Genomic DNA, 24,986 nt, shown 5'->3' with positions numbered 1-24,986 from the left:
CCGGAGGGCCGGCGTACGGCAGCCGGCCGGGCCGGTCAGAATCCGAGCCGGCGCAGCTGCTTCGGGTCGCGCTGCCAGTCCTTGGCGACCTTCACGTGCAGGTCCAGGAAGACGGGCGTCCCCAGCAGTGCCTCGATCTGCTTGCGGGACTTGATGCCGACGTCCTTCAGGCGCTTGCCCTTGGGGCCGATGATGATGCCCTTCTGGCTGGGGCGCTCGATGAAGACGTTGGCGTGGATGTCCAGGAGCGGCTTGTCGGCGGGCCGGTCCTCGCGCGGGAGCATCTCCTCGACGACCACGGCGATGGAGTGCGGCAGTTCGTCGCGCACGCCCTCCAGCGCGGCCTCGCGGATCAGCTCGGCCACCATGACCTGCTCCGGCTCGTCCGTGAGGTCGCCCTCCGGGTAGAGCGCGGGGCCCTCCGGCAGCAGCGGGATCAGCAGGTCGGCGAGGAGGTCCACCTGCTGGTTGGCGGTGGCGGACACCGGGACGATCTCCGCCCAGGTGATCCCCAGCTCCTTGCCGAGCTGGTCGATCGCGATCAGCTGCTCGGCCAGGGTCTTGGAGTCCACCAGGTCGGTCTTGGTCACGATCGCGACCTTCGGGGTCTTCTTGATCCCCGCCAGCTCCTTGGCGATGAAGCGGTCACCGGGGCCCAGCTTCTCGTTCGCCGGCAGGCAGAAGCCGATGACGTCCACCTCGGCCCACGTCGTGCGCACGACGTCGTTCAGCCGCTCGCCCAGCAGCGTGCGCGGCTTGTGCAGTCCCGGGGTGTCCACCAGGATCAGCTGGGCGTCCGGGCGGTGCACGATGCCCCGCACGGTGTGCCGGGTGGTCTGCGGGCGGTTGGAGGTGATCGCCACCTTCTGCCCGACCAGAGCGTTCGTGAGGGTGGACTTGCCCGCGTTGGGGCGGCCCACGAAGCAGGCGAAGCCGGCCCGGTGGACAGCCTCGGCCGGCTCTTCGGATGACTGGGTACGCACGCTCATGGCGCCCATTGTCCCTGATCCCCGGAGCCCCGCCGTACCACCACCGGGCGCGGGCCGACGGGAGACGCGGGGATCAGCCCGCGGCCACCGTGTCCCGGACCGTCCCGTCGGGCGAGGCGACCAGGACCGGCGTCCCCGCCCCGCCCAGGTCCCGGACCGCCGCCAGGTCCTCGGCCGACGCCGACCCCGCCTCGGTCACCACGGCCGCCGCCTCCAGCGACGTCGCGCCGGACGCCACCGCCATCGCCACCGCCGTCCGCAGGGCGCTGAGCTTCAGGGAGTCCAGGGCAACGGTCCCGGCGACGTACGTCCGGCCCGTCCCGTCGCGTACGGCCGCGCCCTCGGGGACACCGTTGCGGGCGCGGGCCGAGCGGGCCAGGGTGACGATCTTGCGGTCCTCGGGATCGAGGTCGGTGCTTTCGGTCATGGGGTGAGCATAAGGAAGCGAGACGGGTCACGTCGGGGGGTGTCCCGGCCGGGGGTGGTCCGCAGCCGCTGGGACATCGGAGAGGGAGGAGATGAAGGAGTGCCAGGCGGCGGGCGTGAGACCGAGGACACGGCCGTGCCGTTGCTTTGAGTCCCGAACCAGGATCGTGGAACCGGTGTAGGAGATCTCCACACAGTCCGCCCCCTGGTTGGCACTGGCGCTGCTTTTACGCCACGCCCATGACCTGCTCACCCTGAACCTCCACCCCGGTCGTCGACGGTCCAGCCGGGGTGCCCCCGTACAGCTGTCGCGGGGACACGCAGCAGCGGATCCAGAATATCGGCGGCGACCGCGTATTCGAACACGCCGATCCCGCCAACTTGCCGGCCTTGCCGGAAGTTGGCGGGCGCGTAAAGAGTCAGGCGGCGTCCTGCTCCAGCAGAACCTCCAGTTCCCCTCCTCCTTCGGCGACACGTTCCGCGAGGCGGCGGAGGATCACGTCCACCCCGTCCTTGAGCGCCAGGTCCTCGAGCTCCCAGAACCGCTCCAGGTAACGCCGGGTTTCCTCCGCGGAACCGCCAGGGTAGGAGACTCCGCGCGAGTCCTCGATGAAGAGAGCGTCCTCCATCTCCTCGGCCTGGAACTCGAAGAGGGTGAAGGGCCCCTGGATGCCGGGGTGGGCGCCCACGCTGAACGGCAGGATCTGGATCGTGATGTGGTCACGCATGGACAGATCGGCCAGATGTTCCAACTGCGCTCGCATCACGCCTCTCCCTCCAGTGAGCCGGTGCACCACCGATTCGTCCAGAATGAAGAAGAACTGGCGCCCTTCGGCCTCCTCCAGCAGCTCCTGCCGCGCCAACCGCGCCTCGACACCGCGTTCGATGAGTTCTTCCGGCATGTCCTTGCCGAACGCCTGCATCACGGCTCGCATGTACTCCTCGGTCTGCAGCAGGCCGGGAATGACGAGTGAGTTGTACTGGCGGTTGATCCAAGCGGCCGACTCCAGGGCGAGGAACTGCAGGAAGTCCTTGCTGTAGAGGTCCCGGTACTCCGCGAACGGCATCCGTCGGCTGCCCCGGGCCATGTTCAGCAGCTCTTCGAGCTTGCGCCGGTCCGTGATTCCGTAGGCGGCGACGAGCGGGCGCAGGTCGTTGACCGAGATGCCGACCTCTCCCGCTTCGATCCGGATGAGCTTGGAGGGGCTCCACTCCATCCGGTCGGCGACCTCGCGCTGCGTCAGGCCGGCGGCCATGCGGGCCTTCCGGAGTTCAGTGCGCAGCCGCAGGCGCAGCAATGCGGCACTTGTCACGGCCATGTCTGCTCCACCCCCCATCGGATCCAGCACTGTGCAACATAGCAGGTGTGCATATGACTCATCGATACCTTTCGAGGGGGATGCATCAGATCGGGGACTGCGAACCAATCCAGGGAGAGGACTACCACAGTGGGCGCGCACCTGCATTTGGACTCTCCGCGCTCGGAGTCACTGCAACTTGCTATGTCGCAGATGGCATCCATCGCATGGCTGCCTTCCAACAGGCCCTATCCCAATGCGCACCTCTCGGGTTACGCTCTCAAGCGTAACCCTCAATGAACGGCACGTCTCAGCAAGGGGGTTGATCGGCCATCAGAGCGACCAGCGGACACAGTGAGTGCACGTCACAGCCATCGTCCTTGCTCCTGACACCGCCCGTTCGCGGCTCGCCGAGACACGGCGACGGACGGAGCCGAGAGGAGCCGATCACCGATGCCGGACCGACAGGAACAGGAAGGAGAGCGCCGCCCCGAGCGAGCCGAGCGCACGTGGGGGGAGCGGGTGGCCCTGGCCCTCCCGCTGATCAACCTCCTCATCGCGATCCACAAGATCGTCGACGAGTGGGTCCTGCCCTTCGTGTGACAGCAGTCAGCCCCGACCTGAGAGGCCGGGGCCGAGAGCGGCGGACGCCGTAGGAAGACGCTTCCGCTCCGAGTTTCCCTGGCAGGCGGCCCGGAGCGGTGGCGTCGTAGCGCACCGTGGATTCATTCTGCCGCTGTGTCGCAGCATTGGCGAGGGGCAGTCACGCCAATGCGGCGTGCGCCGGGAGCGCGGCCGGGTCCGACGTCACGCCCGGTCGAGCCGGAGCCGCTCCGCGCGCGGCAGGCCGGCGACGACGAGGTCGTACGAGTCCTCGATCAGCTCCCGGACCACACGGTCCGGGAGTCCGCCGTCGACGGTCACCGTGTTCCAGTGCCGCTTGTTCATGTGCCAGCCCGGCACGATCAGGCCCTCGTGCTCGGCGCGCAGCCGGACCGCGTCCTCCGGGTCGCACTTGAGGTTGACGGTGAGCGGGCGCGCGTCCAGCGAGGTCAGGGCGAACATCTTGCCCTGGACCTTGAAGACCGAGATCTCCGGGCTGAAGGGGAAGTCCTCCACGGCCGCGTTGAAGGACAGACAGAACGCGCGCAGCTCCTGGGGCGTCACTCCGCCACCTCCCCGGCGCCGGACCTCGCCGGGGCCACCGGCTCCACCAGCACCGTCACGATCTTGTTCCGGCGGCCCGCGGCGGCCTCCGCCGTCAGCCGCAGCTCGCGGCCGTCGGGCAGCCCGACGATCGACGTGGCCCCGGCGATCGGCACCCGGCCGAGCGCCTTCGCCAGCAGTCCGCCGACGGTCTCCACGTCCTCGTCGTCGAACTCCTCCAGCCCGTACAGCTCGCCGAGGTCCCCGATGTCCAGCCGGGAGGTGACCCGGTAGCGGTCCTCGCCCAGCTCCTCGACCGGCGGCAGCTCCCGGTCGTACTCGTCGGTGATCTCGCCGACGATCTCCTCGAGGACGTCCTCGATGGTGACGATGCCGGCCGTGCCGCCGTACTCGTCGATGACGACGGCGACGTGGTTGTGCTCCTTCTGCATCTCGCGCAGCAGGTCGCCGGCGTTCTTGGTGTCGGGCACGAAGAACGCCGGGCGCATCGCCGTGGACACCAGGTCGCTCTCCGCGTCCCGGCTGATGTGCGTCTTGCGCACGAGGTCCTTCAGGTACACGATCCCGACGATGTCGTCCTCGCTGTCACCGGTGACCGGTATGCGGGAGAAGCCGGAGCGCAGGGCGAGGGTGAGGGCCTGGCGGATGGTCTTGTACCGCTCGATGACGACGAGGTCGGTCCGCGGGACCATGACCTCCCGCACGAGCGTGTCGCCCAGCTCGAACACCGAGTGCACCATGCGGCGCTCCTCGGCCTCGATCAGCGACTCCTTCTCGGCGAGGTCGACGAGCGCCCGCAGCTCCGCCTCGGAGGCGAAGGGGCCGCGACGGAAGCCCTTGCCGGGAGTGAGCGCGTTGCCGAGGAGGATGAGCAGCGACGGGATCGGGCCCATGACCCGGTCCAGCGGCACCAGGACGTACGCCGCCGCCGTCGCCGTGTTCAGGGGGTGCTGGCGGCCGATGGTGCGCGGGGAGACCCCGACGGCCACGTACGACACCAGCACCATCACCGCGATGGCGATCACCAGCGCCTCGCCGGTGCCGTCGAACTCCTTCAGGCAGGCGTACGTGACCAGCGCGGCGGCGGCCATCTCGCAGGCGACGCGGACCAGCAGCGCCACGTTGAGATAGCGCGTCGGGTCGGCGGCGACCTTGGCCAGCCGGGTGCTGCCGCGCCGCCCCGAGCGCACCGCCTCCTCGGCACGGAAGCTGGACACCCGCGCCAGACCCGCCTCCGCGCACGCGGCGAGCCAGGCGACCACGACCAGGGCGACGGCGCCGGCGACGAGCGGGAGGCTCATGAGACGGTCGGGGCCGGGGACGGGCCGGTCAGGCCCTTCTCCGCACGCCAGCCGTCCACGATGGCGGCCTGCAGGCCGAACATCTCGGCCTTCTCGTCGGGCTCCTCGTGGTCGTAGCCGAGCAGGTGCAGCACCCCGTGGACGGTGAGCAGCTGGAGCTCCTCGTCCATGGAGTGCCGCGTCTCGGCCTCGGCGCCCTGCCTGGCGGCGACCTCCGGGCACAGCACGATGTCGCCGAGCAGCCCCTGCGGCGGCTCGTCGTCGTCCTTCGACGGCGGACGCAGTTCGTCCATCGGGAAGGACATGACGTCCGTCGGACCAGGCAGGTCCATCCACTGGATGTGGAGCTGCTCCATGGCGTCGGCGTCCACGACGATCACCGAGAGCTCGGAGAGCGGGTGGATGCGCATCCGCGCGAGCGCGTAGCGGGCGATGTCGAGGATCGCCTGCTCGTCGACCTCGGTTCCGGACTCGTTGTTGACGTCGATCGACATGGTCGTGCTGGTCTACTTCCCCTTGGCCTTGGCACCGCTTCTCGGTGTCCGGCCGCCGTTGTGGCCGCCGTTCTCGGTGCCGTTCCTGCTGTCGTACTGCTCGTACGCGTCGACGATACGGCCCACCAGCTTGTGCCGGACGACGTCGTGGGACGTCAGCCGGGAGAAGTGGACGTCCTCGACGTCCTCCAGGATCTCCTGCACCTGCCGCAGACCCGACTTCGTCCCGCCGGGCAGGTCGACCTGCGTCACGTCACCCGTGATCACGATCTTCGAGTCGAAGCCGAGCCGGGTCAGGAACATCTTCATCTGCTCGGGGCTCGTGTTCTGGGCCTCGTCCAGGATGATGAAGGCGTCGTTCAGCGTACGGCCGCGCATGTACGCCAGCGGCGCGACCTCGATCGTCCCCGCCGCCATCAGCCGCGGGATCGAGTCCGGGTCGAGCATGTCGTGCAGCGCGTCGTACAGCGGACGCAGGTACGGGTCGATCTTCTCGTAGAGCGTGCCGGGCAGGAAGCCGAGCCGCTCACCGGCCTCGACCGCCGGGCGGGTCAGGATGATGCGGTTGACCTGCTTGGACTGCAGGGCCTGCACCGCCTTGGCCATCGCCAGGTAGGTCTTGCCGGTGCCCGCCGGGCCGATGCCGAAGACGACGGTGTGCTTGTCGATCGCGTCGACGTACCGCTTCTGGTTCAGCGTCTTGGGGCGGATCGTACGGCCGCGCGAGGACAGGATGTTCTGCGTGAGCACCTGGGCCGGGGTCTCCCGGCCGTCGCTCTCCCCGTTCTCGCTCGCCTTCAGCATGGCGATCGAGCGTTCCACTGCGTCCTCCGTCATCGGCTGCCCCGTGCGCAGCACCAGCATCATCTCGTCGAACACGCGCTGGATCAGGGCGACCTCATGGGCGTCGCCGACCGCGCTGATCTCGTTTCCCCGGACATGGATGTCGGCCGCCGGGAAGGCCGTCTCGATCACGCGCAGCAGGGAGTCGCCGGATCCCAGAACGGTCACCATGGGGTGCTGGGCGGGGACGGTGAACTGTGCTCTCGCCTGCCCCTGCGCGGGGGTGTGAGCTGAGGGTGTCTGAGTCATGGGCCGGCGCTCGAGGCCTGCACGTCCTCCTCTGCGGCGTGTGCCGCGTGACGGGTGTGTCTGCTGTCTCCAGCGTACGACTCCCCGACGACAGCACCCAGGACTTTTATCCGACCGGACACCGGGAGTGCCCGGACGCTCACCGCTGGGCGCGGACCAGGTCCCGGAACCAGCGGTACGACGCCTTGGGCGTGCGCGTCCGCGTGGCGAAGTCCACGTGCACCAGCCCGAACCGGCGCGCGTAGCCCTCCGCCCACTCGAAGTTGTCCAGCAGTGACCACACGAAGTAGCCGCGCACGTCCACGCCCGCCTCCAGCGCCCGGTGCAGGGCGCGGACATGACCGTCGAGGTAGGCGATGCGGTCCTGGTCGTCGAGGCCCTCGTAGGAGCAGCCGTTCTCCGTGATGACGACCGGGGGCAGCCGGTCGCCGTAGCGCTCGCCCAGGCCGGTGAGCAGCTCCGTGAGCCCCTCGGGGACCACGGGCCAGCCGAAGTCCGTCACCGGCCGGCCCTCGATCGGGTGCACCGAGAAGGGCAGCCCGGCCGGGAGCCGCACACCGCCCCCCTCGCTCTCCGCACCCTGCGGGGCGCCCACCCGCGTCGGCGCGTAGTAGTTCACGCCGTACCGGTCCAGCGGCTCGGCGATCACCTTCAGGTCGGCCTCGATCCTTTCGGCGGAGCCCGGCATCAGCTCGCCGACGCCCTCGGGGTACCGGCCCAGCAGCAGCGGGTCGGCGAACAGGCGGTTGAGCAGGACGTCGTAGAACTCCGCCGCCTCCCGGTCGGCCGCCCGGTCCGAGGCGGGCCAGGTCGGGCCGTGCGAGTTGGCGATCCCGACGTCGCCCGCGCCGGCCGCGCGCAGGGCCCGGACCGCCAGACCGTGCGCGAGGAGCTGGTGGTGGGCCACCGGCAGGGCGTCGAACAGCAGCTTCCCGCCGGGGGCGTGCGTGCCCAGGGCGTGGCCGAGGAGGGTGTGCTCGGCGGGTTCGTTGAGGGTGAGCCAGGTGCCGACCCGGTCGCCGAGCCGCCGCACGACGACGGACACGTACTCCGCGAACCGGGACGCGGTGTCCCGCTCCAGCCAGTCCAGACCCGCCGGCAGGTCCCAGTGGAAGAGGGTCGGCACCGGACGGACGCCCGCCGCGCACAGCTCGTCGACCAGGCGGTCGTAGAAGTCGAGGCCGCCGGGGGAGTTCACCCGGGGCCAGGAGACCGAGAACCGGTACGCGTCCACGCCCAGGCCGGCCAGCAGCGCCACGTCCTCGCGGTAGCGGTGGTAGTGGTCGCAGGCCACCGCCGCCGTCGAGCCGTCCTTGATCCGCCCCGGCAGGTCCGCGAACACGTCCCACACGGACCGCTCGCGCAGCCCGGCCGCGCCCTCGATCTGGTGCGCCGAGGTCGACACACCCCACAGGAAGCCGTCCGGGAACCGGGGCAGAGGGTCCGTGCTCGACTCGGTCGCCATGCGCGGATCATCCGCAGCCCCGGTGACGGAAGTCAACGCCCTTGCGCGTCAAGGGCGTTACGCGCCCTCCTTCAGCACCCGCGAGATCAGCCTGCGCTGGTCGTCCGTCAGCCGGGGATCGGCCGCGTACACCGTCCTGCCGTCCACGGTGATCTGGTAGCTGAACCCGTCCGGCACCCCGACGGGCGGCGTGCCCCGGCCGTCGGCGACCGCCCGCTCGGCCAGGGCGTGCCACTCGTCCGCGTCGGGGCGTCCCGCGGTGTCGATCTCCGCGTGGCGCTCGATGCCCGCGAAGCCTCCTGTGCGCCTCACCTGAATCCGCATGGGACCGTGTCTAGTACGGAACTACCGCGTGCGCACCCCGACCTGTTCCCAGCCCTTGCGCACCGCCTCCAGCTCGTCCGCGTCGCCGTAGCGCTCGCGGGCGGCCTCGACCGTCAGCGTCGCGAAGTCCGTGAACGACGCGTCCTGGCGCAACTCGCCCCCGGTCAGCACGTCGTACCAGATCCGTCCGGCCCGCTCCCAGGCGTGGCCGCCCAGCTCCGTGGCGACGATGTAGAAGGCGTGGTTGGGGATGCCGGAGTTGATGTGCACGCCGCCGTTGTCGCGGCCGGTGCGCACGTAGTCGTCCATCGTCGCGGGCTGCGGGTCCTTGCCGAGGACGTCGTCGTCGTACGCCGTGCCCGGCGCCTTCATCGAGCGCAGCGCCACCCCCGTGACGCGCGGGGCGAGCAGCCCGGCGCCGATCAGCCAGTCGGCCTCGGCGGCGGTCTGGCCGAGCGTGTACTGCTTGATGAGGGCGCCGAAGACGTCGGACACCGACTCGTTCAGCGCGCCCGGCTGGCCGTAGTAGGTCAGGTTGGCGGTGTGCTGCGTGACGCCGTGGGCCAGCTCGTGGCCGATCACGTCCACGGGGATGGTGAAGTCGAGGAAGACCTCCCCGTCCCCGTCGCCGAAGACCATCTGCTCGCCGTTCCAGAAGGCGTTGTTGTACTCGCGGTCGTAGTGCACCGTCGCGTCCAGCGGCAGCCCGGCGCCGTCGATGGAGTCGCGCCCGTACGCCTTCAGGAACAGCTCGAAGGTGGCGCCGAGCCCCGCGTAGGCGCGGTTGACCGTGGCGTCCCGGCCGGGCTCCTCGCCCTCGCCGCGCACCTTGTGGCCGGGCAGGTCGGTGCCGTGCCGGGCGTCGTAGACCGTGCGGTGGGGCTTGCCGGCCTCGGCCCCCGCGCGCGGGGGCACGGCGGGGGCGCCGACGACGGTGGTCAGACCGCGGCGGGTGCGCTCGGCGGCGTCGCGCTGGATCGTCCGGCGCGCGGGCCCGGCGAGCACCGGGTCCTCGTTCTGGGCCAGCTTGTCGAGGACGTGCGGCGGCACGATGGTGCAGAAGACGGGCTCGAAGCCCCCGTTGGTCGTCATGACCGGCACCATCGCACCGCGTGACGGCGCTGTCACCACCCGCAACCATGATGGGTGGAATGCGGCGCCGAGAGGGCCCGCTGAGCAGCCGGAAGTGGTATACGGCACTTTTTGTCCCCCTGGCCTCCCCGGTCCCGCATACTGATACGGACCCGCGTGACCGGCGTGGCTCGGCTAAGGTGCTGGGCATCATGCGTTTCGGGCTGCTTCTCCTTAGCTGCCGCGGCGAGGGCCTGTAAGAGGCCGACTCCCTCCCCGCGGTGCTTGGTGTTGCGCGTCGGCCGTCCTTCCGGACACGCGGACACCGCGGACATCACGAGGAGCCCACGCGATCATGGCCAACCGCCAGCAGCCCAGTTCCATGCCGATCACCAAGTACCGCGGCTACGAGCAGGTCGACATCCCCGACCGCACCTGGCCCGACCGTCGCATCACCCAGGCCCCCCGCTGGCTCTCCACCGACCTGCGCGACGGCAACCAGGCCCTGATCGACCCCATGTCGCCCGCCCGCAAGCGCGCGATGTTCGATCTGCTGGTCAAGATGGGCTACAAGGAGATCGAGGTCGGCTTCCCGGCCTCCGGCCAGACCGACTACGACTTCGTACGGTCGATCATCGAGGACCCGGACGCCATCCCGGACGACGTCACGATCTCCGTGCTGACCCAGGCCCGCGAGGACCTGATCGAGCGCACGGTGGAGTCCCTGAAGGGCGCCAAGCGCGCCACCCTCCACCTGTACAACGCCACCGCCCCCGTCTTCCGCCGCGTCGTCTTCCGCGGCTCCAGGGACGACATCAAGCAGATCGCCGTCGACGGCACCCGGCTGGTCATGGAGTACGCCGAGAAGCTGCTGGGCCCGGAGACGGAGTTCGGGTACCAGTACTCGCCGGAGATCTTCACCGACACCGAGCTGGACTTCGCCCTGGAGGTCTGCGAGGCGGTGATGGACACCTACCAGCCCGGCCCCGGCCGCGAGATCATCCTCAACCTGCCCGCCACGGTGGAGCGTTCGACGCCGTCCACGCACGCGGACCGCTTCGAGTGGATGCACCGCAACCTGTCCCGCCGCGAGTACGTCTGCCTGTCCGCCCACCCGCACAACGACCGCGGCACGGCGGTCGCGGCCGCCGAGCTGGCCGTCATGGCCGGTGCCGACCGCGTCGAGGGCTGCCTGTTCGGCCAGGGCGAGCGCACCGGCAACGTCGACCTGGTCACCCTGGGCATGAACCTGTTCTCCCAGGGCGTCGACCCGCAGATCGACTTCTCCGACATCGACGAGATCCGTCGCACGTGGGAGTACTGCAACCAGATGGACGTCCACCCGCGCCACCCGTACGTGGGCGACCTGGTCTACACGTCCTTCTCCGGCTCCCACCAGGACGCCATCAAGAAGGGCTTCGACGCCATGGAGGCCGACGCGAAGGCCAAGGGCGTCACCGTCGACGACATCGAGTGGGCCGTCCCCTACCTGCCCATCGACCCCAAGGACGTCGGCCGCTCCTACGAGGCGGTCATCCGCGTCAACTCGCAGTCCGGCAAGGGCGGCATCGCCTACGTCCTGAAGAACGACCACAAGCTGGACCTGCCGCGCCGGATGCAGATCGAGTTCTCGAAGATCATCCAGGCCAAGACGGACGCCGAGGGCGGCGAGATCACGCCGTCGGCGATCTGGGACGTCTTCCAGGACGAGTACCTGCCCAACCCGGACAACCCCTGGGGCCGCATCCAGGTCAGGAACGGCCAGACCACGACCGACCGCGACGGCGTCGACACCCTCACCGTCGAGGCCACGGTCGACGGCGAGGAGACCACCCTGGTCGGCACCGGCAACGGCCCGATCTCGGCGTTCTTCCACGCCCTCCAGGGCGTCGGCATCGACGTACGCCTGCTGGACTACCAGGAGCACACGATGAGCGAGGGCGCCTCCGCGCAGGCCGCCTCGTACATCGAGTGCGCCATCGGCGACAAGGTCCTGTGGGGCATCGGAATCGACGCGAACACCACCCGCGCCTCGCTGAAGGCGGTCGTCTCCGCCGTCAACCGCGCAACTCGCTGACCAGCCGAATCGGTGGTTCGGGGCCCCGCTCGCCGGAGAACGGCGGGCGGGGCCCCGGCGTATACCGGCCATCTCCACGGGTAGGTCACGGAAAGGTCTCGTCCGGGGTACTGACTCCACGTCGGTGATGTGGCTAACATCACGCAAGCGCGGCGATGCTGCCGCGCGGTTACGGAGGTGCGACGTGCTGCCTGGACGGGGACGAAACGACCGAGCTGCCCGGCTGCCGCGCGTCCTGGGCACCCGCACCGCGTGGACGCCCGTCGGCGACGGCGAGTTCTTCTGCCCCGGCTGCGGGGGCGACCGCAACTACCAGCGCCTCGCCGGCCGCCGCCGGTTCACCCTGCTCGGGGTGCCCGTGCTGCCGCGCGGCGAGTCCGCGCCGACCGTCGAGTGCGCGGCCTGCCGCCGCCACTACGGCACCGACGTCCTCGACCACCCGACCACCACCCGCTTCTCCGCGATGCTCCGCGACGCCGTCCACACCGTCGCCCTCGCGGTGCTCGCCGCGGGCGGCACCTGCTCCCGCACGTCCCTGGAGACGGCGGTCGTCGCGGTGCGCGCGGCCGGCTTCGAGGACTGCACCGAGGACCGGCTCGGCGCGCTGGTCGAGGCGCTCGAGGCGGACACCGGGCGGGTGCGCGACGAACCCTGCGTGCCCGGCCTGGCCATAGAGCTGCACGAGGCGCTGGATCCGCTGGCCCCGCACCTCGCCGCCGCCGGCCGTGAGTCGATCCTCCTCCAGGGTGCCCGCATCGCCCTGGCCGACGGCCCCTACACACCCGCCGAGCGCGACGTCCTGGCGACGGTCGGCGCCGCCCTGACCCTCCGCCACGACGACGTGACCCGGCTGCTGGAATCGGCGGGCACCCCCTCCTGACGCCGCTCAGCGGCCCTGGGCGAGGTCCAGGCGCAGCACGAGACGGTCCATGCCGGGCCCGAAGTAGTCCCGGCGCAGCCCGGCGTCGGGACCCTCGGGATCGAAACCGAGGGAGCGGTAGAGCAGGATCGCGGCGTGGTTGGCGGGCTCCACGGTCAGACGGACCCGCTCGATGCCGTCCCGGCGCAGCCGGACCAGGATCTCCGTCATCAGTTCCCGGCCAAGTCCGTGCCGTCGGCGGTCCCGGGCCACGCACAGACCGAGGATCCAGCTGTCCCGGCCGAGCGCCGGCGTCGTCGTGGCGGCCAGCACATAGCCGCGCAGCCGGCCCCCGCCGCCGTCGAGGACCAGGAAGTGCTCCTCGTACATGTCGAAGAGCTGACGCAGCAGGAAACCCGGATAGGCGACCTCCTGGAAGACCTCCTCGTCGAGTCGTCGCAGTTCAGGCAGGTCGGACTCCCGCGCCGTGCGCAGAACCGGGGGCAGGGCGTCCGGGAACGGTCCCCGCTGCGTGAGTCGCCCGTGGCGGTCCAGGGCGCGTTCCAGTGGTTCGGCGGTCATGCCACCCCCCAGTCAGGATGTGCGAACGTCAACACGAAGGCATCGGGGCCGCACTCGATGGAATGAAGGGTCCCGCTGGCGGCCCGGTGCTCCTTCTGGCTAGAGTGAGCGCCCAACTCCCGCCTTGCAAGGGAGAGTTAGGGTGTGCAACGGTGCGCCTGACGTGCGCCCGGAGGATGTGGACTGGCGGGTTCCCGGCTGTCCGGATGCGCTGTGGCGGCTTATCTTGCGAACAAGGAGACGCCTCTTCACCGGTCGGCGTCCACGAGACCCGCGCTCACGCGCACGGTCTTGTCCACAAGCGAACGGAACGCGGCAGGGTGACTATGGATCGCAATGCCGACGCGCCTTGGTCGAAATTCGATCCCGAGGTGTATGTCGACAACAATTACCGGACCCCGCTCGACGTCGACCGGCTGATCGTCCGCCTCATGCGCGACTACTTCAGCCGCTGCTTCGACGGGACCGCACCGGACGCCGTCCGGGGCGTCGACGTCGGTGCCGGTGCGAATCTCTACCCCGCCCTGTCCATGCTGCCCTGGTGCGAGAAGGTGCTCCTCCTCGAGTACGCCGGCCCGAACGTCGAGTACCTGAAGAGGCAGGCCTCCCCCCAGGGGTACGACACGGCCTGGGACGCCTTCTGGGAGGAGCTCCGGGAAGCCCCGGCCTACCGCGACCTGGACCCGAGGGCCCGGTTCAGCGAGATCGTCCAGGTGGAGCACGGCAACCTCTTCGACCTCGACGGACAGACCCGCTGGGAAATCGGGACGATGTTCTTCGTCGCCGACTCCATGTCCGAATGCCCCGAGGAGTTCCAACGGGGCGTGCGGTGCTTCATGAACGCCCTCAACGAGGGAGCGCCCTTCGCCGCCGCCTTCATGAAGGAGTCGGTCGGCTACCAGGTCGGGGAACACCAGTACCCGGCCTACCGGGTGAACGAGGACCGGGTCAGGGAGAGCCTGGGTCCCTTCTGCAAGGAACTGGAGATCCACGACCTGCACCACGTGGTGCGGCCGGGACACGAGGGAATCCTCCTCGCCCTGGGACAGCGGAACGCGGAGATTGCCGCCCCGTGAGAACGGGGACCATGTCCGCACACACGGTCTGAAAACAGGGCAACGAGATCTGTACGAGGGGTACGGGGATGCAGATCAAGCCACGCCAGCACCTGCTGGACATCTGGCAGGCCATGGCCCGCCACTCGTTCGACGACGGGAAGCTGGTCCAGGGGCCCACCGACGGGCTGAGCAGCGTCGCGGACGCGGAGCGGCTGCTCTGCCTGCTGTATCCGGCGACCGAGGTCCCCGCGTTCCGCCTCGACCAGCCCGACACCACCGAACGCGACGTGCTGCGCGCGCTGGAGAGGGTCGGCACCCGGCTGGAGATCCCCGCCAACCTGATCACGGCGCTGACCCAGTTCATGCGCACCCACACCGGACCGGACGACAGCCCCACCTTCGCCGGCGGCCACTACTTCAAACCGGCCGACCCCCGGAGCCAGATCACCCACGAACAGAGCCAACTGGGCGTGGTGGACTCCTACTCCATGTCCATCACGCTCTCCCTCGCCACCCTCGGATACCTCAAGGTCTACGAGACCACCACCACCCGCCCCGAGGTCCTCAAGTCGATCGCCGAGCTGCGCGAGGCCACGAACGCCCGGCTGACCTCCGCCATGATCAGCCTGCTGCGCTCCTTCACCGTCAACGTCTTCGACGCCGAGTCCGAACAGGGCCGCAGGCTGATCCAGGTCATCGGCCAGGGCAAGCAGTCCGACCGGATCGCCCTCCAGCAGTTCTCCCGGAGACTGCGCCCCCTGCGCGCCACCATCATCGAGAGCCTCACCCGCGGCATCCAGTTCGACGAGGGCATCCGGGACGAGAGCCAGCTCTTCGAGTGCGGCTGGGCCTGGGGCATCGTCCAGGACGCGCCCAAAATCACCGACCTGGACACCCCGGTGCCCGGCCAGCCCGACGGCATCGCCGACCGGCTGCCCTACGTGTACTTCACCGTCGTCGCCCTGGACGGTATCCAGGACCTGTTCTCCGAGCGCACCCTCACCCTCGGTCTGCTCGACGCCGACCAGCAGAAACTCGCCGAGGCACTGCGCCTGCGCTGGGAACTCAGCCAGCAGTACTGGTCGGCCATCGCCCGCTTCGGCTCCGAACGCTGGCCCCTGGAGGACCTGCCCTGGCAGACCACCGGCCTCCAGCTGGAGTCCGAGTACTTCTCCCTGACCGTCGCCGCCATCCTCGTCCACGACCTGGTCCGCCGGAAGGCCACCGACGACGACCTCACCCGCACCGTCGCCATCATGGAACGCCTCGCCGACCGCGGCCGCGTCACCAGCCGGATGACCCGGGAGGACCCCACCATCCGACTGCACAACCCCGGCGTCACCATGCCGCTCGCCGGCTCCGAGCGCTCCGGCAGCCTCCTCCTGTGGCGCATGACCGACTTCTCCGCCCAGCTCCTCAAGCGGATCATCCAGCTCGCCGAACTCTCCCGGAACATCGGCGCGCAGGACCGGCTGCTCCGCCTCGCCGAGCAGACCTTCGAGCACCTGTGGAACCGGCGGATAGAGGACGACGAGGGCGCCGGCCTCTGGGACAACGTGCGCGCCGTCTACCCCGGCGCGCGCGACGCCGAACTGCGCATGTCCTGGAGCATCACCGAGCGCGTCACCGAATGCCTCGTCGCCGCCCGCAACCTGTACGAGCAGCAGCCCATCCGCAGCCCCGAACTCGCCGAACTGGCCCGCGAACTGCTCAGCGAGGCCACTCACCTGTTCGGCAAGGAACAGCTGGAGGCGTCCGCCGCCGCCGACGGAAGCAGAGCCCGGGCGATGCGCAGCATCGAGAGCCGCCTCGACCACGCCCGCAGCCTGGTCGACGACCGGCCCGCCACCGCCTTCGCACTCGCCCTGCCCGTCCTCCAGGAACTCGACACCCTGGCCCAGGCCAGGGGCGCGGCCGCACAGGAGGTGTGAGCGTGCTCGTCTTCGCCGCCTCCGACAAGGGAGGCACCGGCCGCTCGGTGACCAGCGCCAACCTGGCCTACCAGCGCGCCCTCACCGGCGACCACGTCGCCTACGTGGACTTCGACTTCGGCTCGCCCACGGCCGCCGCCGTCTTCGACGTGCCCGGCGCCATGCGCGGCACCGAGGAACGCGGCCTCCACTCCTACCTGGAGGGCGAGACCGCCGAACCCGCCCGGATCGACGTCTGGCGCCAGACCGAGCACCCCCTGCTGCGCTCCCGCCCCAACCAGTCCGGCCGGCTGGTCCTGTTCCCCGGCGACGCGGGCGGCGGCGAGTTCGCCACCGGCGAGGAAGCCCTCGAACGCTGCGTCGACCTGCTGCTGCGGCTGAACGGCGAGTTCGACCTGATCGTCGTCGACCTCAGCGCCGGCCGCAGCTACGCCGTCGACATGGTCCTCGCCGCGACCGCCCATCCCCGGATGCAGTTCGTCCCCTTCCGCTGGCTGGTCTTCCACCGCTGGACCCGCCAGCACGTGATCGCCGCCTCCGGACTGGTCCACGGCGAGCACGGCATCATCCGCGGCGGCGTCGAGCGCGGCCACGACGAGGAGGCACTGCGCGCCGCCACCCGCTTCGTCCGGGCCGCCGTGCCCGACCCCGAATCGCCGCTGTGGTCCCAGGGCTCGCCCGCCCAGGCCGCCTGGATGCAGGCCTGCGACGAGGCGCTGCGCCGGCTCGCCGCCGAGCACCGCATCGGCGACAGCGTCGTCCTCGGCATCGTCCCCCTGGAACCCATACTCCAGTGGCGCGAGCAGCTGATCACCGAGGAGGACGTGCTCTCCACCCAGATCGCCAACAAGGAGACCCTGGAGGCACTGGAGGAGATCGCCCGGCGCCTGACGGACGACACGTACTGGGGGCGGCCGTGACGGAGACCGGGTTCCGCGAGACCGCCGCCGAGCCGCGCACCGAGGCCGTGCCGCTGGCCCACCTCTCCCTGGAGCTGGGCCACCTCTACATGGAGGACTTCGAGGCCGGCCCCGAGCGGCTGCGGGACCACTTCACCCAGGTACGCCCCTGGGTGGACGCGGCCCGCACCGCCGCCACCGCCCGCAGCGGCGGCAAACGCCCCCGGATCAGCACCTGCTTCCTCGTCGACGACTACTTCACCCGCTTCTCCACCCCCGCCGAAGTCGTCCCCATGCTGCTGGCGGAGGCCGAGCGGGCCGGGCTGACCGTCGACTACCTCGCCCGCGAGTCCGGCTGCGCCGTCACCGGCAAGGTGCCCGTCGCCGAGGCGGTGGCCGGCCGCATCGTCGAGTCGCCGCCGCCCGGCAGCTACGGCCTGCGCCCGCCCGCCGCGCAGACCGGCTGGCTGGCCAACGGCGAACGCAGCCCCGTAGCCCGCGCCCCGCAGGCCATGAAGCGCGCCGTCGCCTGGCAGCCGCCCCGGGAGACCGCGGCCCGCCGCCACTCCGTCTTCCTCGACGTCGAGCTGTGGAGCGACGACCCCGACGGGCAGCGCACCTGGTCCTGCCCCTTCCTCGCCGCCGTGTGGCAGCTCGCCCGCCTCGGCCTGCTGCGCAACCAGGGCGAGGCCGTCCTCGTGCCCCAGCCGCACACCACCGCCGGCTTCCCCGACGACTGGGACGAACTGCCCTCGCTGGTGCGGCTCAACCCCCGGGCCGACCCGTTCGCCGCCTACCGCACCTGCTCGGTGCTGCCCACCCGGTTCCTGCCCGTCGAGCACGCCGTCCGCGTCATCCTCGACCAGATCGAGGTCGACCCCCACGCGCTGGACCAGGTCGCCAAGCGGTCCGCCGGCGAGCGGGCGACCGTCCCCGACTCGGTGGCCGACCGCATCTCCTACGTCTACTACGCGGGGTTCTGACATGGGGCCGCGGGAGAACGCGCCGGGCTCCGTCCTCGCCTGCGGAGAGGTCCGCACCTGCCTGCTGCCCACCCGGCAGGCCCTCGACATCCGCGCCGCCGCCCAGCTCCTCGGCCTGCGCGCCGACGAACGGGTCCTGCTCTCCGAGCGCCCCAACCTCTACGCGCGTTCCCCCGACACCCTCACCGGCGTCGACTGCCACCTCCCCAGCGCCAACGGCGCCCGGATCCGCGCGGTCGGCACGGTCGTCGCACGGGCCGCGCTCACCGAGGGCCGCGTCCTGCAGGCCTCCGCCCACTTCCGCGTCCCCGCCGCCGGGCCCGACCAGCGGCGGCCCTGGGGCCACTACCTGGTGCGGCCCGGCATGGTCGAGCCGCTCGGCAGGCTGCCCCGCGACGCGGTCGCGCAGGGCGTGCTCGGCGGCGGACGCCACGGCGACCTCGACGCCGGACTGATCGCCGACGGACTGCTCACCCGGCTGCTGCGCCACCCCCTCCTCGACCACCGGCCGCCCCTCAGATCCCGCCCCACCCGGCTGCGCTGGGCGGCCCTGTCCGCCCCGCCGGGCGAGGGCCCGACGATCGAACGGTTCACGCTCGCCGAGGACGAACTGCGCACCGTCCTGCTCCGGGTGCCCGAGGGCACCCCTGGCGCCGACCTCGCCGGACTGTGCGACGACCTCGCCCTGCACGACTGGCTGCTCACCACCCTGGTCCGCATGCTCGACGGCATCCGCCTGGGCGCGGGCCCCGAACACGGCTCCGCCGCCGTCGAGGCGCTGCGCCCCGCCGTCAACCACCTGCTGCACCTGTGGATGCCGCGGGCCCGGGTGCCCCAGGAACTGGCCGCGCTGTGGGACCCGCTGGAGGAGCGGCCCGGCTTCACCCGCCAGTGGCAGACGCTGGTGCAGCGCATCCGCGACCAGCTGACGCTGCACGCGATCCCCTCGGCCCACCGGGAGGTGGAGCCGGCTTCCTGAGCGGACGGCACACCTCTCACGCACGTCCCCGCACCCCGATCCGACGCGTATCCCAACGGGGGGAGAAGCGAGATGAGCACGGCACAGACACCTCAGCCCGACGACACGGCCGTTCCGCCCGGCCGCGCGAACGGCCCGGCGAGCCCCGGCCTCGCGGTCCTGACGGGCGAGTCCCCGTGGCCGCGCCGCCTGCTGACCGGCCTGGTCCTCGGCGCCCTGGCCTGGAGCGTCACCGCACTGCTGAGCCCGGACAGCGGCCCGCTGCGGCAGTTCGCGACCGCCGCGCTGTGCGCCGGCGCCGCGGTGCTCGTCCAGTACCTCCACGGCCCGGACCGGCCGGCCGAGGACCCGCGCACGAAGGACCTGCACACGGTGGACCGGCGGGTGCAGGAGCACACCCGCCGGGTGGAGGAACACACCCGCCGGGTGGAGACCGCGCTGGCCGAACACGCCGCCGCCGTGCGCGACGGCCTCAACCAGTACGACGACGAACTGCGGACCGGCCTGGTCCGGCACACCGAGGACGTGAAACAACTCGTCGAGAACCACCTCGTCCAGGCGGGCCACGGCACCGAGCAGCCCTACCCCCCGCTCGACCGCGCCCGCATCGAGGGCGTGCCCGAACTGGCCAAGAGCTTCGCCGAGGTCCTCGCCCCCGGACCCTCGATCCTCCACACCTTCGTCCGCCTGGAGATGACGCGGGTCGTCGGCCACATGGCGGACCTCACCAACCTGACCGCGGAGTGTCCCGGCGAGAACCACGACTGGATGCTCGCCCTCACCCGCGCCGCCGAGCAGTCCATCTGCGCCACCAGTACCTCCGTCGACCGCGAGTTCTGGAACAGCGAGCCCGCCAGCCGCTACCTCGAGGCCCAGCAGGACGCGGTCGACGAGCGGGGCGTGCCGGTGCGCCGGCTGTTCCTGCTGGAGAGCGCCCGGGAGCTCGACGACCGGCTGCTGCGGCTGTGCGAGGAACAGGAACTGCGGCACATCGAGGTCCGCGCGGCGGTCCTGCCCGAACTGCCCCCGCACCTCCAGCGCGGCACCACCAACGACTTCATCGTCTTCGACGAGGAGGTCTCCTTCGAGATCGAGCAGGATCTGCGCGACGTCAACGTCAGGACACGGCTCATCGCCCGCCAGGACCACGTGCGGGACCGGATGAAGCGCTTCAAGGAGCTGTGGGAGGGGAGCATGAGCCTGCGCGAGCTGGAGGTGCGGGTGGACGCCGAGGAGGACGGCAACTGGATGGTCGACCAGGCCTGAACCCGACCCGGGCGGTACTCCCGGGGGAGTAACGGCACCCGAGTGTCACCCCGGGCGGTAGCCGCCGGCTCGGCCTCCCGCCCGACGCGTCGGCGCTCCGGCGCCGGAAGTCTGGAGACGTACACATCCAGACATCCGACCGGAGGGAGCCCGTCACATGGGGGCCGCAAGGACACGCGCGGGAACGAGCGGGAGGCGACGCCGGGCCGTGCCCTGGCTGGTGCTCGGACTGTGGATCGCCGTACTCGCCGTCACCTCGCCGTTCGCGTCGCGACTGTCGGACGTACAGCGCGACCGCGCCGTCGACTACCTGCCGGCGAGCGCCGACTCCACGCAGGCCGCGAAGATCCAGGACCGGCTGCCCGGCGGCGAGGCCACCGAGATGGTCGTCGTCTACCACCGCGACACCGGGCTGACCGCCGCCGACAAGGCCGTCGCCGCCGAGCAGATCGCCGAGATCGCGGGCGCGCACCGGCTGACGAACCGCCCGGTGGGCGTCCCGTCCACGGACGGCACCACCCTGATGTACCCGGTCGCCAGCACCGAGCCCGGCCAGGACGAGGAGGCGCGTGACGCCCTGGTCGGCGCCGTGCGCGACGTCGCCCGGGGAGGTGACGGGCTCGCCGTCGAGGTGGGCGGGCCGGGCGCGCTCGCCACCGACGCCGGCGAGGTCTACGACTCCCTCGACGGCCCGCTGCTCTACACCACCGCCGCCGTGGTCGCGCTGCTGCTGATCCTCATCTACCGCAGCCCGTTCCTGTGGCTGGTCCCGCTGACCGTCGCGGGGATCGCCGACTACCTCTCGATGGGCGTCGCCTACGGCCTCAACCAGTGGTTCGGCACCTCGGTCTCCGGCCAGAGCTCCGGCATCATGACCATCCTCGTCTTCGGCGTCGGCACCGACTACGCGCTGCTGCTCGTCTCCCGCTACCGCGAGGAACTGCGCCGCGTCGAGCGGCCGTACGACGCCATGGCCGCCGCCCTGCGCGGCTGCGGCCCCGCCGTGCTCGCCTCCTCCGGCACCGTCGCCGCCGGGCTGCTGTGCCTGCTCGCCGCCGACCTCAACTCCAGCCGGGGCATGGGCCCGCTCGGCACCGTCGGTGTGCTGTGCGCGCTGGCCGCCATGCTGACGCTGCTGCCCGCGATCCTGGTCCTGCTGGGCCGCCGCGTCTTCTGGCCGCTCGTGCCCCGCCACGGCAGCACGCCCAAGGCCCGTAGGACGCTGTTCGCCGCGATGGGCGGCTCCGCCGAACGCCGGCCTCGCGCTGTCCTCGTGGGCGGAGCGCTCCTGCTCGGCGCGCTGGCGCTCGGCTCGTTCAACCTGCCCGGCTCCCTCAAGCAGGAGGACTCCTTCACCAGCAAGCCCGACGCGATCGCCGCCATGGAGACCCTCGCCGCCGCCTACCCGGAGCGCGGCACCCAGCCCATCACCGTCATCGCTCCCAGCGACCGCGCCGACGCCGCGCTCGCCGAGGCCCGCGGCACCCGCGGCGTGGAGAGCGCCGAGAAGGGCCGCAGCGGCGGCGGCTGGACCGAACTGTCCGTCCTGGCCTCCGCCCCGCCCCAGTCGGCGGCCGAGACCGCCACCATCGAGGCCCTGCGCGACAGGCTCGACGGCTCCTACGTCGGCGGACCCAGCGCCCAGCAGATCGACCTGGAGGACACCAACGCCCGCGACACCGTCCTCGTCGTCCCGATCGTGCTGCTCTCCGTCCTGCTGATCCTCGTGGCGCTGCTGCGGTCCCTGGTCGCCCCGCTGATCCTGGTCGCCGCCGTCGTCGCCGTGTGGGGCGCGTCCCTCGGCATCGGCGGACTCGTCTTCGGGCCCCTGTTCGGCTTCGAGGGCACCGACCCGGGCCTCGGCCTGCTGTCCTTCGTGTTCCTGGTGGCCCTCGGCGTCGACTACGGCATCTTCCTGATGCACCGCATGCGCGAGGAGGCCCTGCGCGGCGCCGGACCCACCGAGGCCGCGCTGACCGCGCTGCGCACCACCGGCGGGGTCATCGCCTCCGCCGGCCTCGTCCTCGCGGCCACCTTCGCGGTGCTCACCAACATGCCGATGGTGCAGCTCGTCGAGCTGGGCTTCGTCATCGCCGTCGGTGTCCTCCTCGACACCTTCCTCGTCCGCACCTACCTGGTCACCAGCGCGAGCGTCGCCCTGCGCCGCCGGGTGTGGTGGCCGGGACGGCTGTCCCGGGCCCCCGAGGAGCCGGTGCCGGCCGGTGAGCGGGAGCCCGTCGGTGTCTGACCCGGTCACAGAACGGAGTGCGCCCCTCCCCTCCCGGAGGGGCGCACCCGGCGCGGAGGATGGGCGTGTGCAGGCAACCACCGAGACAGCGTCCCGGCCGCGCGTCGGCGAGCGGATCATGGCCGTCGTCAACCGCGACCCGCGCACCGCCCCGCACGGCACCCGCAACGACGCCGTGCTCACCACGGTCCTCCTCGCCGGCGCCGTCTGCCTGGCGCTGTTCACCGACGAGGGCCGCCGCCCCGACGCGGCCGGCTGGACGCTGCTGATCGCGGCCCACGTCCCGATCGTGTGGCGGCGACGCCACCCGCTGCTGGTGCTCGCGGCGGTCATGGCCCTCGTCGGGCCGTACCACGCCCTGGACAACCACCCCGCCGCGCCCGGGCCCGTCTCCTACGTCGCGCTCTACACGCTGGCCGTCACCGGCCGCCCGCTGCGCACGATCCTGACCGGCGTCGCGGTCCTCACGGTGTCCGTGAGTATCATGCTCACCGTCAACACCCACCAGGCCGTCGAGCTGATCCGCGTCTCCGGCTGGGTGATCGCCATCCTCTTCGCCGGTGTCGACGTCCGTTACTACCGCCAGTACGTCGCCTCCATCGTGGAGCGCGCCGAACGCGCCGAACGCACCCGCGAGGAGGAGGCCCGGCGCCGCGTCGCCGAGGAACGGCTGCGCGTCGCCCGGGACCTGCACGACCTGCTCGCGCACAGCATCACCCTCATCGGCGTGCAGACCTCGGTCGCCGCCCACGTCCTGACCGCCGACCCCGAGCGCCTGGACCGGGCCGCCGTCGCCAAGGCCCTCGACGACATCGCCGAGACCTGCCGCACGGCGCGCGGCGAACTGCGGACCACACTGGAGGTCCTGCGCGAACGGGACACGCCCGACGCCCGCGGCCCGCTGCCCGGACTGCACGGTCTGTCCCACCTGGCCGAGGCCGCCCGGCTCGCCGGAGCGCGGGTCGACCTGTCGGTACGCGCCGGCGACGTACCGCCCGCGGTCGGCGCCGCCGCCTACCGCATCGTGCAGGAGGCGCTGACCAACGCCGTACGCCACGCTGGCCCGGAACCGTCCGTCCGCGTCGAGGTGCGCGCGGAGCCGGGCGTCCTGCGCCTGTCCGTCACCGACGACGGTACCGGCCCCGACCCCGGCGGCACCCCCGGCTTCGGGCTCGTCGGCATGCGGGAGCGGGCCCGCAGCGTGGGTGGCACACTCGACGCCGGACCGCGGGACGCGGGCGGCTTCGGGGTGACGGCCGTCCTGCCGACGCCCACCGCACCCGCGCCGGCCGGGGTGCCGGCGACCGTGACTTCGGAGGGGGACGGATGACCATACGCGTGCTGCTGGCGGACGACCAGAACCTGGTCCGTGCCGCGTTCGCCCTGCTCGTCGGCTCGGCTCCCGACATGGAGGTCGTCGGTGAGGCGGGCACCGGCCGCCAGGCCGTCGAACTGGCCCGTGCCCGCAGGGCCGACCTCGTCGTCATGGACGTCCGCATGCCCGACCTGGACGGCATCGAGGCGACTCGGCTGATCGCCGCCGACGAGGACCTGGCGGGCGTGAAGGTGCTGGTCCTCACCACGTACGACACCGACGAGAACATCGTGGAGGCCCTGCGCGCGGGCGCCTCCGGGTTCCTGGTGAAGGACACGAGGCCCGCCGAACTCCTCGACGCCATCCGCACGGTGACGGCGGGTGATGCCCTGCTCTCGCCCGGACCGACGGCCCGCCTGATCGAACGGTTCCTGCGCTGCCCCTCGCCGGTGGTGACGGGCGGCGGTCCCGAATGCCTGACGGACCGGGAGCGCCAGGTGCTCACGCTGGTCGCGCGGGGCCTCACCAACACGGAGATCGCCGAATCCCTCGGGCTGAGCCCGCTGACCGCGAAGACCCACGTGAGCCGCATCATGGGCAAGCTGGGCGCGCGGGACCGGGCGCAACTGGTCATCGTGGCCTACGAGTCGGGGCTGGTGGTGCCGGGCGCGGGTCAGCGGCGGTAGACGTCCGAGTCGGCCGCGCTGGGCGGCCCTGCCGACCGAGACGGGCGACGGGCCCGCCGTCGAGTGGGTCACCCTTGCCGAGGACGAGCTGCACACCGTACGCCCGCGCGCCCGAGGGCGTCACCGACGCCGACCTCGCCGCTCTCCGCGACGACCTCGCCCCGCGCGACTGGCTGCTCACCACCGTGCCTGGCAGACGGCGATCGACGAACAGGGTGTCGCGGTGCGCCGCCCGTTCCTGCTGGAGAGCGCCCGCGAACCCGGAGACCGGCTGTCGCGGCTGTGCGAGAAGCATGAGCTGCGCCGCATCGACGTCGTCCGCGGTCTCTGAGACGGTGGACGCGCCCTTGCCGACGGCGACCGTCAGCGTGCCGGACAGGGGTGGATCGAGGACCACCTCCCACGACCCGGTCCGCATACTGGTTACCTGCCGGCACCGTGCTTGACCGATCATGGATTGACAATGGAAGAGCAAA

The 24,986-nt window shown here is 71.4% G+C and carries 24 protein-coding genes; 12 read left to right on the top strand and 12 right to left on the bottom strand.

Features of this window, described 5'->3' with window-relative positions; all coding sequences use genetic code 11:
• Window positions 1-35 precede the first annotated feature (35 nt).
• From era to ACIRFH_RS00220, 4 genes are all read right to left on the bottom strand, one after another.
• Entirely contained in the window at window positions 36-989 is a 954-nt protein-coding gene (gene era, locus ACIRFH_RS00235) for a GTPase Era (RefSeq protein ID WP_403516105.1), read from the bottom strand.
• 73 nt (window positions 990-1,062) lie between these two features.
• Window positions 1,063-1,416: a cytidine deaminase gene (locus tag ACIRFH_RS00230; protein ID WP_403516102.1), complete on the bottom strand. Its 354-nt coding sequence runs from the start codon at window positions 1,414-1,416 to the stop codon at window positions 1,063-1,065.
• Between the two features lie 27 nt (window positions 1,417-1,443).
• Entirely contained in the window at window positions 1,444-1,668 is a 225-nt protein-coding gene (locus ACIRFH_RS00225; protein ID WP_403516099.1) for a DUF397 domain-containing protein, read from the bottom strand.
• A gap of 166 nt (window positions 1,669-1,834) precedes the next feature.
• Complete coding sequence (locus ACIRFH_RS00220; protein WP_403516096.1) at window positions 1,835-2,734, bottom strand: helix-turn-helix domain-containing protein; 900 nt, start codon at window positions 2,732-2,734, stop codon at window positions 1,835-1,837.
• 432 nt (window positions 2,735-3,166) lie between these two features.
• Between ACIRFH_RS00220 and ACIRFH_RS00215 the strand changes: the two genes are divergently transcribed.
• A complete protein-coding gene (locus tag ACIRFH_RS00215) occupies window positions 3,167-3,316 on the top strand; it encodes a hypothetical protein (RefSeq protein WP_403516094.1) in 150 nt (49 codons plus the stop codon).
• Window positions 3,317-3,520: 204 nt separating this feature from the next.
• On the opposite strand, the gene ACIRFH_RS00210 is transcribed toward ACIRFH_RS00215, so the two are convergent.
• The 7 genes from ACIRFH_RS00210 to ACIRFH_RS00180 form a co-directional block, all read right to left on the bottom strand.
• Window positions 3,521-3,880, bottom strand: a complete 360-nt coding sequence (locus ACIRFH_RS00210; RefSeq protein WP_403516091.1) for an MmcQ/YjbR family DNA-binding protein — start codon at window positions 3,878-3,880, stop codon at window positions 3,521-3,523.
• On the bottom strand, window positions 3,877-5,181 hold the full coding sequence (locus tag ACIRFH_RS00205; RefSeq protein ID WP_403516088.1) for a hemolysin family protein: 1,305 nt from the start codon (window positions 5,179-5,181) through the stop codon (window positions 3,877-3,879). The genes ACIRFH_RS00210 and ACIRFH_RS00205 overlap by 4 nt, the downstream gene beginning before the upstream one ends.
• Window positions 5,178-5,675, bottom strand: coding sequence for an rRNA maturation RNase YbeY (gene ybeY / locus ACIRFH_RS00200; protein ID WP_403516086.1), 498 nt, complete (start codon window positions 5,673-5,675; stop codon window positions 5,178-5,180). Before ybeY ends, ACIRFH_RS00205 begins: the two co-directional genes overlap by 4 nt.
• A gap of 12 nt (window positions 5,676-5,687) precedes the next feature.
• The gene (locus tag ACIRFH_RS00195; RefSeq protein WP_403516084.1) at window positions 5,688-6,767 is read right to left on the bottom strand and encodes a PhoH family protein; all 1,080 of its coding nucleotides are present in this window, start codon (window positions 6,765-6,767) and stop codon (window positions 5,688-5,690) included.
• A gap of 139 nt (window positions 6,768-6,906) precedes the next feature.
• Entirely contained in the window at window positions 6,907-8,232 is a 1,326-nt protein-coding gene (locus ACIRFH_RS00190; protein WP_403516081.1) for a GH1 family beta-glucosidase, read from the bottom strand.
• A gap of 57 nt (window positions 8,233-8,289) precedes the next feature.
• A complete protein-coding gene (locus ACIRFH_RS00185) occupies window positions 8,290-8,556 on the bottom strand; it encodes a protealysin inhibitor emfourin (protein ID WP_403516079.1) in 267 nt (88 codons plus the stop codon).
• 21 nt (window positions 8,557-8,577) lie between these two features.
• A complete protein-coding gene (locus ACIRFH_RS00180; RefSeq protein ID WP_403516076.1) occupies window positions 8,578-9,648 on the bottom strand; it encodes a M4 family metallopeptidase in 1,071 nt (356 codons plus the stop codon).
• A 334-nt stretch (window positions 9,649-9,982) separates the two neighbouring features.
• Here ACIRFH_RS00180 and leuA point away from each other — a divergent pair, with 334 nt between their 5' ends.
• A complete protein-coding gene (leuA, locus tag ACIRFH_RS00175) occupies window positions 9,983-11,704 on the top strand; it encodes a 2-isopropylmalate synthase (RefSeq protein ID WP_403516073.1) in 1,722 nt (573 codons plus the stop codon).
• A 184-nt stretch (window positions 11,705-11,888) separates the two neighbouring features.
• Entirely contained in the window at window positions 11,889-12,584 is a 696-nt protein-coding gene (locus ACIRFH_RS00170; RefSeq protein WP_403516070.1) for a TerB family tellurite resistance protein, read from the top strand.
• A 6-nt stretch (window positions 12,585-12,590) separates the two neighbouring features.
• Here ACIRFH_RS00170 and ACIRFH_RS00165 read toward each other — a convergent pair whose 3' ends face one another.
• A complete protein-coding gene (locus tag ACIRFH_RS00165; RefSeq protein WP_403516067.1) occupies window positions 12,591-13,145 on the bottom strand; it encodes a GNAT family N-acetyltransferase in 555 nt (184 codons plus the stop codon).
• 326 nt (window positions 13,146-13,471) lie between these two features.
• Between ACIRFH_RS00165 and ACIRFH_RS00160 the strand changes: the two genes are divergently transcribed.
• From ACIRFH_RS00160 to ACIRFH_RS00120, 9 genes are all read left to right on the top strand, one after another.
• On the top strand, window positions 13,472-14,221 hold the full coding sequence (locus ACIRFH_RS00160) for an SCO2525 family SAM-dependent methyltransferase (RefSeq protein ID WP_403516064.1): 750 nt from the start codon (window positions 13,472-13,474) through the stop codon (window positions 14,219-14,221).
• A 68-nt stretch (window positions 14,222-14,289) separates the two neighbouring features.
• Window positions 14,290-16,134: an SCO2524 family protein gene (locus ACIRFH_RS00155; protein ID WP_403516061.1), complete on the top strand. Its 1,845-nt coding sequence runs from the start codon at window positions 14,290-14,292 to the stop codon at window positions 16,132-16,134.
• Between the two features lie 2 nt (window positions 16,135-16,136).
• A complete protein-coding gene (locus ACIRFH_RS00150) occupies window positions 16,137-17,054 on the top strand; it encodes an SCO2523 family variant P-loop protein (RefSeq protein ID WP_403516640.1) in 918 nt (305 codons plus the stop codon).
• Window positions 17,051-18,016 carry an SCO2522 family protein gene (locus tag ACIRFH_RS00145; RefSeq protein ID WP_403516058.1) on the top strand — a complete coding sequence of 322 codons (966 nt, stop codon included), beginning with the start codon at window positions 17,051-17,053 and terminating at the stop codon, window positions 18,014-18,016. The genes ACIRFH_RS00150 and ACIRFH_RS00145 overlap by 4 nt, the downstream gene beginning before the upstream one ends.
• A 1-nt stretch (window position 18,017) precedes the next feature.
• Window positions 18,018-18,995 carry an SCO2521 family protein gene (locus ACIRFH_RS00140; RefSeq protein ID WP_403516055.1) on the top strand — a complete coding sequence of 326 codons (978 nt, stop codon included), beginning with the start codon at window positions 18,018-18,020 and terminating at the stop codon, window positions 18,993-18,995.
• A 72-nt stretch (window positions 18,996-19,067) separates the two neighbouring features.
• Window positions 19,068-20,261 carry a hypothetical protein gene (locus ACIRFH_RS00135; RefSeq protein ID WP_403516052.1) on the top strand — a complete coding sequence of 398 codons (1,194 nt, stop codon included), beginning with the start codon at window positions 19,068-19,070 and terminating at the stop codon, window positions 20,259-20,261.
• Between the two features lie 157 nt (window positions 20,262-20,418).
• Window positions 20,419-22,509, top strand: coding sequence for an MMPL family transporter (locus tag ACIRFH_RS00130; RefSeq protein WP_403516049.1), 2,091 nt, complete (start codon window positions 20,419-20,421; stop codon window positions 22,507-22,509).
• Window positions 22,510-22,627: 118 nt separating this feature from the next.
• The gene (locus tag ACIRFH_RS00125) at window positions 22,628-23,839 is read left to right on the top strand and encodes a sensor histidine kinase (protein WP_403516639.1); all 1,212 of its coding nucleotides are present in this window, start codon (window positions 22,628-22,630) and stop codon (window positions 23,837-23,839) included.
• Window positions 23,836-24,510, top strand: a complete 675-nt coding sequence (locus tag ACIRFH_RS00120; protein ID WP_403516046.1) for a response regulator — start codon at window positions 23,836-23,838, stop codon at window positions 24,508-24,510. Before ACIRFH_RS00125 ends, ACIRFH_RS00120 begins: the two co-directional genes overlap by 4 nt.
• The last annotated feature ends 476 nt before the right edge of the window (window positions 24,511-24,986 follow it).

Source organism: Streptomyces sp. NPDC093586 (genome assembly GCF_044764905.1).
Lineage (GTDB): Bacteria > Actinomycetota > Actinomycetes > Streptomycetales > Streptomycetaceae > Streptomyces.
Note: the sequence above shows the minus strand (reverse complement) of the source record. Positions and strands in the feature narration are given on the sequence as shown.